We start from the raw sequence: 18828 nt of genomic DNA, 5'->3' as shown, positions 1-18828 counted from the left end.
TGCACCGCTTCAAGCTCAATGCCGATCCGCGCAAGTGGCTGCCGGGGCAGTCGGTCACGGTAAGCCAGACGGTGACGCTACCGGCCGGCATCAGTTCGGGCAACTATGAAGTGCTGCTGCACCTGGCCGATCCGATGGCATCGTTGCACGACCGTCCAGAGTATGCGATCCAGCTGGCCAACAACAATGTCTGGGAAGCCAACACCGGCTTCAACCGGCTTGGGCATATTCTCACGATTGAGCGGCACGCCAGATCGCATTGATCGTAGTGTCTCGGGCTTTTTGTGAATTGGTGGTAGGCGCCATGTTGCAACGTGCCGCTTCGCAGGGATTCGCAAGTCCCAGATACCGCCGCAATTCAGCGGCATAGCGAAGATAAGAAAATGATTCTGGCGTATCGCGTGAACTAAACAGTTCATCTTCGCGATCGTTCCATACCAACAGCGTGCCGTCCGGATGATGGCAGCCGGAATGATGATCGTCAATCACCAATGTTTCGAACCCAAATTGCCTTAGAGGCAAACGACCTTTCTCGGTATTCAGGTGTGTCGGCGTTCCGTTTATCCATACTGTGACAGTCACTTTCGCGTTGACAATGTCGACTCTGGAACCGTTCATTTCCGGATTCATTTCAAGGAAATGCGCTATCCGATCCAAGGCTGCCTGTGCGGATGCGGTATCAGGAAAGGCATAGGTGTATTGCGGAACCATTGCCCGCTCTGCGACGGCAGCATTGCTACCGATTACAGCATCTAGAAACTTTTCGGGTTCTTCGAGCCGGTATGCCCTGCTTGTTTGCAGCACATACTTTTTGGTCAGCTTAGGATTGGCGTGCTGTCCCATTGAGGACACGATGATCAGGATTCTGTCAGTGTGCTTGCAATATGCGCTGAGTTTCGTGAGATAACGATCAAGCAGCCCGACGCCATTCAGGATGTCAAACCGGTAACGCTCGATCCAGTCATCATCGTAGATTTTCTCCGCATAATCCTGTGGAAAAAGTGCATACCAATAACGATGCTGTGCTGCAGCGATGTGGTTGGTGAACATGACGGAAATATCCGGGTCATGCTGCTTTAGCAGATCCAGAAAGATCGATGCCAATGGCGGGCACTGCAAATTGCGCAGGCGTTCGCGCGATCGCAGTATTCCAGGCGCGGCACGTACTGTTTCTGCGACAGAAAACCCCGTCAAGCCGAACGTACCGGGATGAATGACGGCCTTTCGAGCCAACCGCATGATATCGGAAAACCCAGCGGTGGATGTCCGGCTGTTCTTCTCGGTCAGTTGCAGGTTCAGCGACTGGAAGGCTTCATAGCGCTGCGGCTTAGTTTCACTGGAAGGTGAAAAGCAGTCCGGCAATAGGAAATCGTAGTCGGCTTCCTTGCTCAAAGCAGAGAGCGGTGAAGTATGCAGAACGTTGACCAGGCCGACGCGCTTACCGCTTACTGCGGCTTGATGCCACCAGAACAAACCCATATTGGGTTTCGGGTCGTTATACCAATGAATTCGATGCTCGGAGTAAGGCAAGCCGGTATTTAACGATGCCCACGATTGCGACGGATACAAAAATTCATACGCCACATCATCAGCAATGGTACGGTAAAGTTTTCCTTGTCCGAAAAGGCGTGCAACGACAGAGTCCGGATAAATCTTGCAATACTCCTTCCACACCCTGATAGGGACTTCATTGGTTTCGACAACGCAGATTTTTCTTACCACGGTAAGACTCCTTGAATGATTGTGGGCACGCCTCGCCGGTTGCCGTCTTTCAATGCCGGTCTGGTTCAAACACAGATTGGGAGTGATGCTTCGTATGTGTTAAAGCACTTGCATAGACTTCTGCAGTCTTGAGAACCATGTGCTCAGCAGTAAACTGCCGAAGATAGCGTTCGCGTCCCGCATGGCCCATGCTCCTGCGCAGATCGGGTCGTGCAATGAGGCGGCGTAGCGCATCGGCTAGTGCGACGGGATTCTTTGGCGGGACCAGCAATCCTGTGACTTCATCCTTCACCGATTCGGGTGTGCCGCCGATACGTGTTGCGACCACTGGCAATCCAGCGCGCATCCCTTCAAGAATACTTAAAGGAAAACCTTCCCATGCGCTGACAAGCGTAAATATATCGGCATTCCTGAGGATGTCGCGCACATCGCTGCGCGCACCCAGGAATTCGACCTTATCCTGTATTCCCAGGGTGGCAGCCAGTTTGCGGCAATGTTCAAGAAGCGGTCCATCGCCCACGCAACGCAGTGTGAAGTGGTAATCCTTTAGCAAATGCACGGCGCGAAGCAGCGTCTCGTGATCCTTTTGAAGGCAAAAACGTGCCACCATGACTATGCATGGGACAGAATTGGTATGCGTTGTAACGCAGTCCGGAACGTCTGGTATGCCGTTGTGTACTGTCAGTGTATCGGCTCCTTGAGTGATCCCGGACTCTGCTGCCAGCTTTTCATCATAATGGGAAACGCAAATAATCTTCCTTGCCAATGGCGCCATTCCTTTTTCTATCCATCGATAAACCTGCGCGTGCCTGCTGCCCACCCCTTCGGTAAACGCCCATCCGTGCGCAGTGAAGACCACTGGAATACCGGCAAGCCGGGCCGCCAGGCGCGCGACGACACCGGCCTTCGACGAATTGGCATGCACCAAATCAGGTTTTTCCCGGCACAGCAGCGCATACATGTTCCAGATTGCCTTGACGTCCTGTGTCGGGCGCACCGCATGCACCAGGCCATCGCAAATCCGGTATGTCACGTTTAGTCGCGCAGCTGTCTCGGTAAGGAAACCGGTATCACCGGAAATGAGCACCGACTCATACTGACGCATGGAGGACATCAATATTCGCAGATATTCCTGTGCGCCTCCGAATTCCGATTTCGTCACGACAAAAGCGACTTTGGTCATGGTTGATAGCCTTGTGTATAGAAGAATTTTGGTGTTAGTAGGCGCAGCTAGCTCCGGTTGCGCAACGACAGCCATCTTGCGGTGGACAAGAACGGGTGAGCGAAAGCGGCATACTTCACTTTCCCCATGGGCGCCTTGCGGCGCCGTACTATTCCGTCTATGCATGTCAACCGGCCTGCCTGACTGAATGTATGGGTACCGATAATGCCGTCATTCGGTGTTACCTCAATGCGTCCTGCCGGTGCTTCTTTGTACGACTTTTCATCAATCGTCTCGATCTGACGCAGCGCGATGGCGCCGCCATATCTGCGAGAGCAATCCTGTGCTGGTCTATACCATTTGCCATCGCGTTCATAAATCCTGCCGGCAGAACGTGCACATCGCACATCCGATACAATCGGATTGCAGGGGTGAGGTTTCCAGTCAGTGCTGAGCAACGTATCGGAAAAATACAGAGACAACTCATCCCATGAAGACGCCTCGCGATCGTCACAGACAGTTGTGAAAAGCCAGTATTTGTTGTTGTGGCGCCAGATCGTTGTGTCGTACGCGATGACATCTTCCATCAGGTTCATGACGAATACCCATTCGTGCGGGAACTGTTGGCACCGGTACAAAGAAATCACGTTGGCATGCGCCGATTCCGGAATCATGTACAGCGTTCCGTCATCTTCAAAAATGAACGGATATGACAAGTGATAAGGTTTTTCCAGGATTTTTACTGGCGGCAGGACAGGCTCCTCATGTTCATCGAACTGGATGGCCGAGATATAGCCAATATCGCTTGCATAATCGCACTCCTCAATAAAGACAGCATGCTTTCCTTCGTGGAGCACTGTGCATGGATCAGCCCAGAAGCGATCTTTTGGCGGTATCAATTGTTTGTACGCGCGAACCGGCGTTAAATGGTCTGTGTTGCCAATACGGTAGAGCAAGGTCCATTGCTCGAATGAATTCCTGTTCCGAAGACGCGTCGTCAGCTTTTGAAGGACCCGACGGCATAACAGTCGTGCTACCGTTAAGTTGTCCGGACAAGAATTCGGAATATCGCTGTCACTGATGACGAAGGACTGGGCCTGCCGGTATTTCTCCAAGAAGGCGGTATTGCCGAGTTGCCGGAGTTCACGCAGTCTTCTTGGGACAAAGGCAGTTATCTTCCACGCCATGCGGTCCACGCCTCGTGCGGGCGAAATGGAGTCGGTTGGCGAACATGAGCGGTACAAGACTATGCTTTGCCGGGACTCCGCGGCAAGGATTTCGAGCGTACTTTCGGTAACGGCCTTTCCGAGTAAGACTTCCCATGTTCCTGGAAACACGCGAGGGTCCGCATCAGCATCTCCATAGCGGTAAGCCCATACTCCACAGGCGGCGGCTTGCAATATGTCGCCACGCAGGTCACCAAATCCTAGCTGCAGCAGAACATCGAGCCGGTATTGCATGATTTTTGTCGTATCGACTGCAAAAAATTCATCCTGACCATCTTCCTGCTTCGACATCACGTCCAATACCGGAATGCCAACCAACATCGACGACAGGTCCACCTTCCGTGCTGCGGTGCGGCTTGCGGCAAACCGTCGAGCATCGGCAGATACCCACAGGTTGTAGAGAAACATGTCGTCTTTGGCCGCAGTGGGCCATGCCAGCGAAGGGTGCCTCATCTTCTGCGCAGCGAGATTGCGCACGATAAGCGCTATGGATAATCCCGGCTCCTTGATGATATGCTCGAGCATTCTGCCTATCCATGCCGGCATTGCCATGTCATCGATGAGCAGGCCAATCCTGATTTGATTCATCGCATCCACTCCCAAGCACCCAGTGTTGGTGCAGCATTTATCACCCGTTTTTACAGGCCGGCATGTGCTGTGTCACACACCATATCGTCCCTGATAAATCGCCAGCCAGCGCGACACGGTAGCGGCGAGCGAGTAGTGTTGGAGCACGCGCTCGCGTGCCGCCCGTCCTTGCGCCAGCCTGGCGTCTTCCTGCATGTCGAGTGCCTGTAGAAGTGCCGCACTCAACGCAATACTGTTACGCGTTGGCACCACATATCCCGTGTCGCCGAGCCATTCGCCGATACCGCCCGCGTCAGTAGAAACGACAATGCGCTCGCATGCCATGGCTTCGCCTATCACGAGCGGCAATCCTTCCCATGCAGAAGACAGCACAAAGATATCCGCCGCGCTCATCAAAGAAGGAATGTCACGACGCAGGCCGAGGAAACGTACCTTGTCCACGATGCCAAGCTCGTTGGCACGTTGCTCGCATTGCGATTTCTGCTCCCCTAAACCGGCGATCCATAGCACGCAGTCGGGGCGCTTCCTGAAAACCGAAGCAAAGGCGGAAAGCAGATTTGCGTAGTCCTTCTGCTCCGAAAAGCGGCCCACTGCAAGAAGTACCTGCGTGCTTTCCTGTACGCCCATCTCAACGCGAAGCCGACGGCGCGCCTTGGCATCAAAGGAGAAGCGGTCGCAGTCAATCCCGTTATGGACCGCCACAATCCGATGCGGCTGCACTGCATTGCGTTCGATAAAACATTTCACCGCTTCCTCGCTCACATTGGTCGTGATATCGGCGAGACGGTCTGTCAGGCGGTAGGCCAGCATGCGTCCCGCTCCGCCTTCATTGGTGTTGTGAGCGGTGCAAATCAGACGCGGCATGGGAATGGTGACGCGCAGCAGCCGCGCAAATATGTTTGCATGCACCATATGGCTGTGAACCACATCCGGCCGGAACTGCCGCAGCAATTGGCGAGCGTGTCGGTAGGCGGCGGCAAAGCTGATCGGGTTGCGCCTCATGTTCAACGCTTCAACGGTTACCGATGCATGCTGCGGCAATATGACGGTATCGCCAGTCAGTGAAATGATCAAAACCGTGTAGCCGAGTGCGGCAAATCGGTCGGCCAGCATCACTACCTGGTTCTCGGCACCACCCATGCCCAGAGAGGTTGTCACGAAAGCGATTTTCATCATCCTATTCCTGAACAGTTGAGATGATAGATCCCAGGCAGTTGACGACTGAATGTGTGCATTTGTTAGCAATATTCTCCGTATTGACCCACATACCAACCCGTGCCAGGCACGAAGCCTTCCCATGACTGATGCTGTAACACCTATATGGCTGTTGCAGCAGGCAGTACGATGACTACCATCTACGTTACAGCGATGAATCCTGACGTTTTTTCTGGAAGACGAACTCGTTACAGCCCAGTCCGCCGGCACATGTCTTCAATCTCAACAAGCTGTAGCCGAGGTTTCTATAGAAATCGAAAATCTGTTCTGGCTTCGACACTTCGAATGGAAAGCCGCCAACCCAGTCAATGACATCCCGGTGCGGCGACATGCCACGATTGCTTTTGTACGAAAGCCAAGTACTGAATGGCCGCAGGGCAATCAAATCCCTTACCATCGTCGGTCCCCATAACCTGACGTAGCATGGGACAAGCACCAGCCAACGCATGGTGTTGGGTAGAGACACGTACGCTTTCTTAACGCTCCACCAGCGCTTGGAGGGCCTGCCTTGATCGTTGTATAGAGCGATAAAAAGTTTTCCACCTGGGGCGACGTTCTGATCAATATTTGCCATCGCCGTCCACATCTCGCCAGTGTGATGGAGTACGCCCCAAGAGTAGACGACGTCGAATTTGCCCAAGTTGTTCAGATATGTCCTGTCGAGCACCGAGCCGCTTTGGATTTGCCAGTTGCTATCATTTGTGAAATAGCGGTTTTTCAGTTCGTTGGTGCACGCTACCGATTGTGGATCATAATCAAACGAAACTACCTTGGCGCCTAGGTATCTCGCGGCAAGGGAAAACAAACCGCTTCCGCTGCCAATATCCAGGAACGTTTTGCCATTCAAGTTTTCGACCTCAAGCATTGTCTTGAGACTATGAATAGCCTCCTGGATCGTTCCGTCGTTTAAACCTTTCAAAAATCGCAGCCAGTTTGCGCCAAACGCGAAACGCTCACCGCGTTGAATTTCTTCTGCGTGAGTCTTTATGGATACTCCATCAGCCATATCGCTTACTCCTCTTTTTTAGCGTGGCAACATTTCCACGGTTTTCATCCTACGAGCGGACCAATATCAATCTCTCAAGACAACGAAGCGTTCCAGGACAAGCGGCCCAGAGCAAATATAGATTCATGCAGATGCTTGTCCCAATAGCCGCACCCGCATGCGTCGGTACAGCGATGATTGGGTCATGCAGCATGTCTGGTCCTTGTCAACGGCTTGCAAAACGTGGAGGCGATCCATTCGCGCCATACTTGTGCCATGCATGGAACATCAGAAAACTCCACAGGTGTAGGTCCCGTTGTATGCGTCTACCCGACTCGGTTTCGCAAGCACCTCAGGCCGCATTTCTTGCGGCGACCGACGTTGCGAACGCGGAAGCGTTTTCCGTCCGGTTATGCTCTAGCCATGCCTGGAACATCAGTACATTCCACAAGTGATACTCCCAGTTATAAACGCCGGACAAATGCTCGTTCCACTTTTGCACGACCGGAGCAGCTTCGAAAAATCCTTCCTGACGCAAGCGCTCCGGAGCAAGAAGGGCTTGCGCCCAATCGCGCAGTGGGCCGCGTAACCAGTGTGCGATGGGAACTGCAAATCCTGCCTTGGGCCTGTCGATCAGCGTGCGCGGAACATGTCGGTACAGCACTTGCCGCAGTACCCATTTCGCCTGTCCGTCGCGCAGCTTCATCGATGGCGGCAGCCGCAATGCGAATTCGACGACCCGATGGTCGAGCATGGGAACGCGGGTTTCTAGCGATACACCCATCGCGGCTCGGTCCACCTTGACCAAGATGTCATCTGGTAGATAAACATGCAGGTCCTGCATTGCCATCTGCGACAGGCAGTCAGGCCCGACGTACCCGGGCAGCCCGCTGGTCAATGGCGTCGGCGGTTCGGCACCACCGATCACGATGGCTGCCGGATCAAGCCAATGCGACATGATCCCGTGGTAAAGCGCATCGATCGATGCGGACTGCAGCAGCCCTGCACCCTTGTGCAGTTTGTGGCCGATATTGCCTTGGCGTATCGCTCCGGGCAGTACCTGCCTGAAGGGCCGCGCCAACCTATCCCATCCTTCCGTGGAAACGCTGCGCAGCCCCAGCGCCATCGCCCGGCGCAGGAAATGCGGGCTGCCGGAGAGCCGTTGCCACAGCCTAGCCGTGTTGTGATAGCGGTTGTAACCGCCGAACAATTCGTCGCCGGCATCGCCTGAGAGCGATACCGTCACCTGCCGTCTTGCAAGCTGCGACACCAGGAAGGTCGGAATCTGTGATGGGTCGGCGAAGGGTTCGTCGTATAACGCAGGAAGGCGGGGAATTACTTCAAGCGCATCCTGCGCGGTGACATACAGTCCGGTGTGGTCCGTGCCGAGATGCTGCGCCACTGCCTTCGCATGTTCCGCCTCGTTATATCCGTCCTCGTGGAAGCCGATGGCAAAGGTTTTCACCGGGCGCGAAGACTGGCGCTGCATCAATGCAACGACTGTGGACGAGTCGATGCCGCCGGAGAGAAACGCGCCAAGCGGAACATCCGCGATCATCTGTTGCTGCACCGCGTCCGTCAGCAGCGCTTCCAATCGATCAACCGCTTGCGCGGGGTTGCCGGCGAATGCGTGTTCTGCCTGCGACCTGCCCGCTTCGAATGCGTTCCAGTACTTCGTTATCTGCGGTTCGCGCCGACGTGGAGACACCGTAAGGAGACAGCCCGGCGGCAGCTTCGCGATGCCACAGTAGATGGAGTACGGGCTTGGTATACAACCATGCCGCAGTTGCAGGCTCAATGCGCCGCGATCAATCTCGCCCTCAAATGCGGGATGTATTTTCAACGCCTTCAATTCGGAACCGAACAGGAACACGGGTGAGCCGCCGCGCTGCTGCCAGCCGTAGTACAGCGGTTTTTCACCGAGGCGGTCGCGCACAAGCGTTAGAGATACGGCTTCACGGTCCCAGACCGCAAAGGCGAACATGCCGATGGCACGATCAACTGTCGTCCCGATGCCCCAAGCGTCAAAGCCCGCAAGCAACGTCTCCGTGTCGGAATGACCGCGCCATGCCGGCGCCCGCCCCGCGGATTCCAGCTCGGCACGAAGCTGCAGATAATTATAGATCTCGCCATTGAAGACGATGATGTAGCGCGCACTACCCGACAGCATGGGCTGATGCCCGTTAGGCGACAGGTCCACAACCGACAAGCGCCGATGACCGAGGCCGATACCATGGGTGGCGTCGTGCCAGTAACCAGCATCGTCCGGGCCGCGATGCGAGAGACTATCGGTCATTTTCCTCAGGATGGCGTTGTTCTGCCCGATGTCGCGCACCGTCGAGCTATGCAACAAACCAGCTATGCCACACATAATCGCTCTCCCCATTTTTCTATCTATTACTGTCATGCTTCGTGCATGCAGCATGCATTCAAAAGTAACAACGGCCCTGCTTATGTTCGTCGCCTGCCGCTCACGAGCGCGAATGTGAGTAACCAATGAAGCATATCGAGCATGTTGTGAGTGAACATTGAATTGAAAACGAACAGAAACAGCACGGTAAGCTGGAGACTTTTGTCCTCGAAGTATTTTCCCCTTGCCAATACGATGCCTAAGCTCATCCAGAGCAGAAGGCCGGCTAAGCCGTACTCGGCTGCAAACAAGATCAGTTGGTTATGTACGCCAAGAGAATGCCACCACACGTATGTGGCCCCGGCGCCTGCTCCCTCCACCGGGTACTCAAGAAACAAGTTCCAGCCAGCCTGCAGCATGGCTGAGCGTCCAGCGGCGCTGCGATCGTCCAATTGCATTTGGCTGAAGAAATTCAGACGCGACTGAAGATCGGTGACCGCCTCGGTTAAATCATGGCGGTTTTCGATATAGCTGGAAAAGCCAGTTATCAATAACGGGATGCTAATCAGACCGGCAACGAGCAACAGGAAGGCAGACTTCGGCAGCACGCGCCGTGATTGCAGGATAACCCACAGCGCGATCCAGGCAATGATGGAAGAGCGCGAGAACGTCAAGGTGACGCCAATACCGGCAAGGATTAGAAGGGGGGTCCGGTACACCATTTTCAAGGCCGGAATTGCCATTACATAGGCCAGAAGGATGACTTCACCTGCAATGGTGGGGTTGATGTAAGTGGCGGAAGCGCGGCCGGGTACCGTTCCGGGCGTGCCGCTAGGGTACAGGAGACTAGGCACTATGAAATCGAGAATCACGATGGCCGGAGCCACGAACGCGATCAGCGGGAATACCCATTCGTAGGATGCTGTGCGCGCGTACGCGAAGGCAAAGCCTAGCAACAATGTGAGCATGAGGTATTGGATTCGCATCAGGATAATCTGCATCCTGGCGAATTCGCCGTCGGCTACACCGAGCAGATGAATCAGGTTGAGTATCAGACAGATGAATGCCCAAAGCGCAAAAGGCGACAATATATAGGCCAGTAGCGCCTTCGATTGCACGAACAGCGGACATAGCAAGAAGGCGACGGTGAAGTAGAAATACTTCGGCGCTAGTGCGCTGTTTAGGGTATTCCCATAGTTCGGCAAGTTTAGGTAAACCATCACTAGCACGGCGACCAGAATCAACGCATACGTGTAGTGCAACCATCCCCACACTACTCTGGAAGCAAAGGAGTGCCAGGTAGGCGCGTAAGAAAAGGACATGCCGGGATCAGTCTCATGTACTCTTGTGTTCATTTGTCGTGCCTTTCACCAACTCTTTACGCATTGCTTCGGCGACGCCGGGTCTTGCCCGACTGCGAGTGCATTCGTCGAATAGGAATTGCCACATTGCGGCAATCTTTTCGATGGAAAACCTCTGCCGAGTTTCGATGGCGCGCATCCCATAGACATTCCGTAGGTTGCTATCGCTCATCAATCGCTTCAGTGCTGCTTGTAAGGAATCCAGATCGTTGGGTGGCACCAACAATCCATCAATGCCATGGCGGATGATGTCCCGTGGGCCGGTATCGCAATCGAAGCTAATTGCGGGCAGGCCGTATGCCATGGCTTCTACCAGCGTATTCGGAAACCCTTCAAAGCGCGACGTCATCACATACAGGTCCGCCCGCTCATACCACCGTCCTATATTGCCGATTCGCCCTGGCAAAAAGATGCGTCCTGTCAGTCCGGCGCCCTTGATACGCGCCTCCAGCGCGGGTCGTTCGGGTCCTTCGCCGAGGAGGGCCAAGTCCCATTCCGCATGGTGTGTAGCTAATCGTTCGAACACTTCGATCAGCTTGTCAAAATTCTTTTCTTCGCTCAAGCGTCCAACTCCGAGCAGCAGCTTGCGGCCCGGCGAGCAGACCTTTTCTGGGTCTACACTGGGTATCTGATCGGCAAGCGGCCAGACCGCCGCATTGGGAATGATGGGCACCTTGGAAGCGGTCGTTTTTTTTCGCAGCCAGTGCGCGCATTCGTGCGTCAATGACACCACCGCCGCAAGCTGGCTATAAGTGGCATAGCGCAGGATTTCCCAAGGGAGGCCTAACGGCGCTTGCGGTGGATAGGTATGCTCGACGCCAATGGCGCGAATCCGGGGCAGCTCCTTTGTCGCGAGAGCAAGCAGCACGTTCGACGTGCTCATCATCGAGATCGCGAAATCGGGGTCTTCCTGCTTTAGGAGTGCACGTAGCGCGCCAATGCGGCGCAGATTTTCCCGGACACCAGCAATCAAGCCGTTTGGTGTACTGGTCAGGTTCAAGGCAATCCGCCTGATGGTCGGAGCAACTTCGTAGAAATCGGCCGCGACTGGAGCGAGCGTGACCAATGTTAGTTCGTGTCCGCATGAAGACCAATAGTTTGCCAAGTGGGTGGTGACGCGCTCCGCCCCGCCGGCGTTCAAGGAGTGAATGAATATCAGGAGTTTCACTCAAACCCTCGCATTGGTATGGTGAGCATACGCCGCCAGCGCCCACAGGATCGTAAACGAAAAGACGTACATGACTGCTGTCGCAACGGCGATGCCCTTGATACCCAGTACCGGCACAAGCAAATAATTGCCGATGACCTTAATGATAAATAGTGTGATTCCAACCTTCGCTACCCAGTGATGTAGACCGAGGCTCAAGAGATTCGAGATCAGCACTAGTCCGGCAAAAAAGAACGGTATCTGCAACAGGCCGTAACAAAACACCGTCGTGACCGTGACGGCGTCTTCTTCAGTGAATGCGCCGCGCTGGAACAGCAACCTGACGCCGTAAGGCGCGCCTGCCCACGCCAGCAATGCCACCAGCACACCGGCCGCGAACATCAGCCCGGTCCATTGCCGCGCAATGCCATATACCTGGCCATCACCCCGGCTTTGTGCTTTCGAGAAGACCGGCAGCGTGGCGCGGCTGATGGCGATGCCGCCTAGACTCAGCAGCAACGCGGTAATGCGGTCAGAGTAACTTAAAGTGGCGACGGCGCCGGGCCCTAGACGGACGGCAAACAATTGGTCCATGATGCTGATCACGTTCATGCATGCCTGACCCAACGCCATGATGCCGAACCCCTTCCAGAACAGCGGCCAGTGCTCGGAATGCCGCGTGAAGCGAGGCGCCTCGAGGGCCTTGCGGCGCGCCAGCGTTGCGGCAAGGCAGATCAAATACAGGGCACTGCCGGCCACGGTGCCCCAAACCAATACATCAATATCTCCGCTTGCAAACATAAGAACCGAAATGCCGATTGCGATTGCAGGTACGCCCTCAAGCAGCGTGCCGATATGCTTGCCATCGGCGAGGATCCACGTCGAAAACAAGCTGGTCGCCGCGCCGAGGGGTGCCAGCAGGATGAATACAGGAACCATGCGTATCGTGGCGCTCTTGATATTCGAGGGCAAGGTGACCAGGCTGGAGCTCAGCAGCAGTGGAAGGACGATCCAGAACAGCAGCGCCAAGGTTGCGCCGAAAATTAGCGTCAAGCCGAGCAGTTCGGCGCGGAAACGAGATAGAGAACCGTCCCCATGCACACGTGCCCAGAGAGGAACGATGACGACGCCGACGACGGTGAACCAAATGCTGACCGCCCAGCTCATGATGTTGAAGACGAAAAGATAGGCATCGAGCTCAGGACCAACGCCGTATCGATATGCCACGGCCATCTCCTTGGCTGCTCCTAAGAACTTGCCAACGAAGAGAAAAAGCACGACCAGGGTCATGCCCTTGAAGACGGCATGATGGTCTGGATGAAATTCCTTAACCCTATTGCTTACGGCCATAAGCAGTTTCACTTGGCACCTTCTACAAATTCCGGAAGCTGTCTATTGCTACCTATATCCTTTTGCTGGTTCAAGACCTTGGCTTGTAAGCTCTTATGCAACGCGGACTTGTTACGCCATTGGAACCAACAAGATGCAAGATGCAACGGAAATGAGCGATAGTTTGCTTCACGCACCAACGCTCCTCCAAAACTGTCTTTAAAAAAATTAATTTTGATAAGATCCGGATCCTGGGTCTGATAAGCATAGCCGCCAAAATCAAAAACCTGGAACCCTTGTTGTTTGAATAGGCGCATTTCATGAAAATGCGCGGCCTTATTCGCCACGCCAATGACCGCATTGCTGATGGCCTTGCCTTCATCCCGTAATAAGGATGCGCTGTAAAGAAGTCTGACTCTCGCCTTTCTGTAATCACATATGTATAAGTGCATAGCAATGGTTTGGCTGTCCTTGATCGCCTTGAAGAGCCGTAATGCACTCCGTGTTTGTCTAAATGTCTCGCGCTTTACCCTGTAATCGAGGCCCTTGTTCTCTGCAAATTTGTTAAAGAAGGGCACGAACTCTTCCAGATCAACCGATTCATGCATCTCAATGCCTTCCCTGGTTGCTCGCGCGATTTCGCGCCGCGTGTTCGGTGAAAAAGCTGCAAGAATTTGCTTCTCGTCCTGAGTCAAGTCGATATGCTTTGTATAAAACACTTCCTGCACGTATCCAGCACGTGGCTTTACGACCGAACTCTGCATATATTCGGTGAACCAGAATGCACGCCAAGTGCTGATTTCATCACTGAACCAAATCGAAATTAATTTTGGTCGCATAGGTCGTTCCATCTCATTATCCATACCTCGAATTCGCTTGGCGCCGATTCGTTTATTAAGCAACGCTCTTCTCCGGCCTGAATTGGCGGCACCTTGCGATTATTCGGTGATAGAGCGGTTTAACGCTTTGCCGTGTTGAAATTTCTAATTGTGTCAGCAGACCAATCGGCGTTCTATTTGTAAGGCGTACGGTGCCCACATCGAAACGCCGTGGTTGCCAATCTTGGTGCCAAGCAGCATCGGTAACCAGGTTCACATAACGATACTTGCCGAAATCGGTGCCGTCGCGAATAATTCTCTCCATCAGAAGCTGTCCCGGGCTTAGCTTCGCACGCGTTTCGTCATACGCGATCTTCAACACATAGAGGGTGTCGTCGTCGCGCAAACAAAAGCACGCGGCAATGATCTGGTTTTCGGCACGCAAGAAATTGATGCACACACGGCGTTGTGGCGCAAACTGGTACATCAACTCATGGTAAAAGCTTTTCAACGCTGGATGCAGCGCAATTGCCGTGCCGCTGCCGGCGGCACCCTTCCAGCCGGAAGCCTCGACACCTAAGAAATCCTCGAAATGCCGTTCGAGATCGGCGGGCTCCATGGCGACGAAGTAATCGGCATCGGCAGCCTTGCCCAGCCTATTGCGTGCCTTCTTCAGGTTTGTCTTGAAATTTTTGGAAAGCCCTTGGAACAATTGCTCGTAGGGCATGTCGCACGCAATATATGAACATGGCGGGTCTTCCCGCATGGTAGCCGCAGAGTCCTGCGTAAGGTCGCGGAGCGGCGACTCCGGCAGCGTCATGCCAAACCTCATCATGTCCCAGTCGAGCCGATGTTCCGAGCGCAGGCTTTCTCGCCATTGGGAAAGGAGGGCGGCAACATTCAAATCCTCCCGGTACAACATGTCGTTGAGCGGCATATGGGGATGTTCCGGAAAGGCGATTTCCCGGCGCGGCAGGCCATACCACCATCTGATGCTGTGCTTCACTGGCAGAATCGCCAGCGGGCCGCGTGCATCCCGAAATAGAAAAAAGCATACCGATCCCGGTTTCGCTTCCAAATGACGAAGATACGCAAGCCACCACCCGTAGGCATGGTAGAAACGCGGACACTTGGCTTGGGCAAACAGATTGGACCAATCGGATTGCAGCTTCTCCAAGCCGGCGATGCCGCGATAAAGTTCAATATGCATGGCCACGGGGTCCCCTTAGCGATGCAGAAGCGGTTTGCCGCGACCGTCCGATCCCGACATATTCGAAACCAGCGTTGACCATGGCGTCAGGCTCGAACAGGTTGCGTCCGTCGAAGATGATCGGTTCCTTGAGCTGCCTTTTGACTGTTTCGAAGTCCGGGCTGCGGAAGGCTTTCCACTCTGTGACGATGGCTAGTGCGTCGGCGTTCTGCAGGGCTTCCATCGGATGGCTGCAGAAATGGATCCGCGCCAATACTTCGGGCTCATCAGCAAAATCTATATCGAGCACCCGCCTTGCTTCAGCCATCGCTACCGGATCGTATACAGCAATCGATGCACCGCGCTGCAGAAGGTCACGCAGCAATACCCGCGATGGAGCTTCCCGCATGTCGTCCGTATCCGGTTTGAACGCGAGTCCCCACACGGCGAAATGCCTGCTGCTTAGGTCGCCGCCGAAACGCTCAACGATTCTTCGGCCAAGCAGATGCTTTTGTGAATCGTTGACGGCTTCAACGGCGCGCAGTATCTGTAGATCCAGGTCGTAAGAATTCGCAGTTTGCTTCAGTGCCTGAAGATCCTTCGGGAAGCAGGAACCGCCGTAGCCGCAGCCTGCGTACAAGAAGCTGTAACCAATGCGCGGATCGGAGCCAATGCCGCGCCGCACTTCTTCGATATCGACATTTACCTTATCGGCCAGGACAGCCAACTCGTTCATGAACGATATCCGGGTCGCCAGCATTGCGTTAGCAGCATACTTGGTGAATTCTGCTGACCGCACATCCATCCAGAGCATGCGGTCATGATTGCGGTTGAAGGGTGCGTAGAGCATTTTCATCATGTCGCGAGCGCGCATGCCCTCGGGGGTCTGGTCGCAGCCGACGATGATGCGGTCCGGCCGCATAAAGTCCTCGACCGCTGCGCCTTCCTTCAGGAATTCTGGATTGGAGACGACGGAAAATCCGGGGCGGCTTCCCCGGATCGCCAGTTGTTCCTGAATGGCTTCGTGGACCTTCTCGGCGGTCCCGACCGGCACCGTCGACTTGTTTACGATGACCTTGAACCCGGTCATGCGCTTGCCGATATTGCGGGCGGCGGCAAGCACATATTTTAAATCGGCGGAGCCGTCTTCATCCGGCGGGGTGCCGACGGCAATGAACTGGATGTCACCGTGCGCCACGCTGGCGCCCGCATCGCTGGAAAAGACCATCCGTCCGGTGGCGCGGTTGCGATCGACGATCTCGGCCAGCCCTGGCTCATGCAGCGGCATGCCTCCGCTGTTCAGAATATCGATCTTGTGTTCATCGATATCGAAGCAGAGCACATCGTTTCCCTGTTCGGCAAGGCATGCGCCCGTGACCAATCCGACATAGCCAGTACCGATAATCGTTATCTTCATGGTCAGCCCTCGTTGTTCTTCGTACTTCGTACGACCTGCAACTTCAATCCTTGTACTGGAAGAGCGGCACCGTGCCGCGATTCAGGTAATGAATGCTTGCAACGCCACGTGGCGGACCGGGAGCGAGGTCAACCGCTTTTTCGTCTGACCAGGTTCTGTACCAGTCGGCAAACCTGCGCAAACCATCCTCCAGCGACGTAGACGGTGCAAAGCCGGTGTAGTTACGCAGGAGGTCGGTATCGGCATATGTGGCCGGAACATCGCCAGACTGCATGGGAAGGAATTCAATGTCGGCACGAATGCCAAGCATCTTTTCAAGCGTCGCGACAAAGTCCATGACGCTCACGGGACAGTGGTTTCCGATATTGAGTATGAGATGCGGGGCGCGTCCTGTCTCGGTCGGTGGCGGATTTACCACCAGGCGTACCACGCCTTCGACGATGTCATCGATATAAGTGAAATCCCGTTCAAGATTTCCATCTGCAAATACCTGAATCGGCTCGCCGTTGACCATCTTCTCCGTAAAGCTGAAATACGCCATGTCAGGCCGGCCCCATGGGCCGTAGACAGTAAAAAAGCGCAGTCCCGTCGTGCGCAGTCCGAAAAGGTGGCTGTAGGAATACGCGATCAGTTCGTTGGATTTCTTGGTGGCGGCATACAGCGATACGGGCTCGTCCGTCCGGTCGCATTCGGCGAAGGGTGCCTTGCGGTTCATTCCGTACACGCTGCTGCTGCTGGCATAAAGGAAATGCTGCACCTGATGCTGCTTGCATGCTTCGAGCACATTACAAAAGCCAACCAGGTTGGACTGCACATAGGCGGACGGGTTTTCCAATGAGTATCGCACGCCTGCCTGTGCAGCAAGATGGATAACACGTGTCGGCTGGTAATGATCGAACAGCAGCTGCACTTCCGATGCATGGGCAAGCTCGACTTGCAAGCAATCGATGCCGCGCGGGTCTAGCAGTGCTTTGACCCGGTCTGTTTTCAATCGTTGAAGGTAGTAACTGTTGAAGTTATCGCATCCTATTACGTGGCAGCCCATATCTGCCAGGCGAGCCGCGACATGGCTGCCGATGAATCCTGCCGCACCGGTCACGATGATGGTATCCCTGTCACGCCTCATTCGCTTCTCCTTGGAGAAATCCGTCTTTCTGCGTCGGACTGCGTACTTCGCTGAAAATCCGATCCCATTGTTCGATGACCGCTTTCAAACTGTATCGCCGCAAGACTGAATTTCTTGCCTGATTGCCTAACGTGCATCGCAATTCCTCATCGCGCATGATGTCTTCCAGTGCTGAAATGAGTGCCTTCTGATCTTGCATCGGAACGAGCAGCGCATCTTTTCCCTGGCGTGTCATCTCACTCGGCCCGCTTGGGCAATCGGTAACCACGCATGGCAGCCCCACTCCCATGGCTTCGAGCAGCGCATTTGGAAAGCCTTCGAATTTCGATGTCATCAAGAAAGCATCCGCGCCCGCCATGACTTCCCATGGCTTGGTTGTCCTACCCTTGAGCGCAATACGTTCGGCCATGCCATGCTGTTCGATGCAAGCCTGGAGTTGGGGCTTCAGCGGGCCTTCGCCGTAGATATTGAAGTCCCAGTCGGGAAAGCGCGCTGCTACGGCGGAAAACGCGGCGATGGCTTTGTCGAACTGCTTCTGGTCTTCGAGCCGGCCCATGCTCAGCAAGATCTTCCGATCGTTATTGCGCATGACGGCCTCGTGGGCTGCCACGTCCTCCGGGATGGGATTGGGAATCGTGCGCACTCGCTTCAATCCCGGATAGTAATGATGGATCTTTTCGGAAACCGCATCCGTCTGTACGGTAAACATGTCGCCGTATCGAAATGTCAGCCTGGAACAAAACTCCCAAAAACTGCGCGGCGAGCGTCCGCTCGGATCATTCCGTTCGCAAAGTATCAATGGAATTCCTGTAAATAGCGTGGTTAACACGGCAGCGACATTGACGTTCGGCAAAAAGGAAATAACGACGTCCGGGTTTCTTTCCGTTAGCAGGCTGCGTAGCGCCACGAAGCGTTTGGCGTAGCTACCAATGTTTTTATTCCTGGTCTTGACGACGTCGGCCAGCGAGACCAATTCCACGGCATCTGAGACCGCATAAAATGGTTCTCCGCCTGCGGAAAAGGTTGCTATCAACGATACGTCGTCGCCGCGCGCTGCCCACGCATTGCATAAGGTCGTTGCCACGCGCTCTGCGCCGCCGGCATCGAGTGAACTGACAAGAAAACAGATTCTCAATTTTTCACCACTTAGTGATAGGCCGTCTGACACGGGGCCGACTTCGGAAAGGTATCGA

15 protein-coding genes are annotated in these 18828 nt (G+C 54.6%); 1 reads left to right on the top strand and 14 read right to left on the bottom strand.

What is annotated here, in order from left to right; translation table 11 throughout:
• On the top strand, window positions 1-263 hold a 263-nt coding region (locus tag ACFQUU_RS25490; RefSeq protein WP_382250930.1), incomplete at its 5' end, for a DUF4832 domain-containing protein.
• On the opposite strand, the gene ACFQUU_RS25485 is transcribed toward ACFQUU_RS25490, so the two are convergent.
• The 14 genes from ACFQUU_RS25485 to ACFQUU_RS25420 form a co-directional block, all read right to left on the bottom strand.
• On the bottom strand, window positions 232-1722 hold the full coding sequence (locus tag ACFQUU_RS25485; RefSeq protein WP_382250929.1) for a hypothetical protein: 1491 nt from the start codon (window positions 1720-1722) through the stop codon (window positions 232-234). The two genes, ACFQUU_RS25490 and ACFQUU_RS25485, sit on opposite strands and share 32 nt — an antisense overlap.
• Before the next feature lie 49 nt (window positions 1723-1771).
• Entirely contained in the window at window positions 1772-2905 is a 1134-nt protein-coding gene (locus ACFQUU_RS25480) for a glycosyltransferase family 4 protein (protein WP_382250928.1), read from the bottom strand.
• Window positions 2906-2952: 47 nt separating this feature from the next.
• The gene (locus ACFQUU_RS25475; RefSeq protein WP_382250927.1) at window positions 2953-4698 is read right to left on the bottom strand and encodes a hypothetical protein; all 1746 of its coding nucleotides are present in this window, start codon (window positions 4696-4698) and stop codon (window positions 2953-2955) included.
• Window positions 4699-4770: 72 nt separating this feature from the next.
• Complete coding sequence (locus tag ACFQUU_RS25470; protein WP_382250926.1) at window positions 4771-5874, bottom strand: glycosyltransferase; 1104 nt, start codon at window positions 5872-5874, stop codon at window positions 4771-4773.
• Window positions 5875-6058: 184 nt separating this feature from the next.
• Entirely contained in the window at window positions 6059-6919 is an 861-nt protein-coding gene (locus ACFQUU_RS25465) for a class I SAM-dependent methyltransferase (RefSeq protein WP_382250925.1), read from the bottom strand.
• A 331-nt stretch (window positions 6920-7250) separates the two neighbouring features.
• Entirely contained in the window at window positions 7251-9269 is a 2019-nt protein-coding gene (gene asnB, locus ACFQUU_RS25460) for an asparagine synthase (glutamine-hydrolyzing) (RefSeq protein ID WP_382250924.1), read from the bottom strand.
• Between the two features lie 80 nt (window positions 9270-9349).
• Window positions 9350-10603, bottom strand: coding sequence for an O-antigen ligase family protein (locus tag ACFQUU_RS25455; protein WP_382250923.1), 1254 nt, complete (start codon window positions 10601-10603; stop codon window positions 9350-9352).
• Entirely contained in the window at window positions 10584-11777 is a 1194-nt protein-coding gene (locus ACFQUU_RS25450) for a glycosyltransferase family 4 protein (protein ID WP_382250922.1), read from the bottom strand. Before ACFQUU_RS25450 ends, ACFQUU_RS25455 begins: the two co-directional genes overlap by 20 nt.
• Window positions 11778-13118, bottom strand: coding sequence for a murein biosynthesis integral membrane protein MurJ (murJ, locus tag ACFQUU_RS25445; RefSeq protein ID WP_382250921.1), 1341 nt, complete (start codon window positions 13116-13118; stop codon window positions 11778-11780).
• Window positions 13115-13936: a hypothetical protein gene (locus ACFQUU_RS25440; protein ID WP_382250920.1), complete on the bottom strand. Its 822-nt coding sequence runs from the start codon at window positions 13934-13936 to the stop codon at window positions 13115-13117. The genes murJ and ACFQUU_RS25440 overlap by 4 nt, the downstream gene beginning before the upstream one ends.
• Before the next feature lie 43 nt (window positions 13937-13979).
• Window positions 13980-15113, bottom strand: coding sequence for a GNAT family N-acetyltransferase (locus ACFQUU_RS25435; RefSeq protein WP_382250932.1), 1134 nt, complete (start codon window positions 15111-15113; stop codon window positions 13980-13982).
• On the bottom strand, window positions 15103-16509 hold the full coding sequence (locus ACFQUU_RS25430) for a UDP-glucose dehydrogenase family protein (RefSeq protein ID WP_382250919.1): 1407 nt from the start codon (window positions 16507-16509) through the stop codon (window positions 15103-15105). The genes ACFQUU_RS25435 and ACFQUU_RS25430 overlap by 11 nt, the downstream gene beginning before the upstream one ends.
• Window positions 16510-16552: 43 nt before the next feature.
• Window positions 16553-17635: an NAD-dependent epimerase/dehydratase family protein gene (locus ACFQUU_RS25425; protein WP_382250918.1), complete on the bottom strand. Its 1083-nt coding sequence runs from the start codon at window positions 17633-17635 to the stop codon at window positions 16553-16555.
• On the bottom strand, window positions 17625-18770 hold the full coding sequence (locus ACFQUU_RS25420) for a glycosyltransferase family 4 protein (protein WP_382250917.1): 1146 nt from the start codon (window positions 18768-18770) through the stop codon (window positions 17625-17627). Before ACFQUU_RS25420 ends, ACFQUU_RS25425 begins: the two co-directional genes overlap by 11 nt.
• Window positions 18771-18828: the final 58 nt, after the last annotated feature.

The organism is Herbaspirillum sp. GCM10030257 (assembly GCF_042666555.1).
Lineage (GTDB): Bacteria > Pseudomonadota > Gammaproteobacteria > Burkholderiales > Burkholderiaceae_D > Noviherbaspirillum.
Note: the sequence above shows the minus strand (reverse complement) of the source record. Positions and strands in the feature narration are given on the sequence as shown.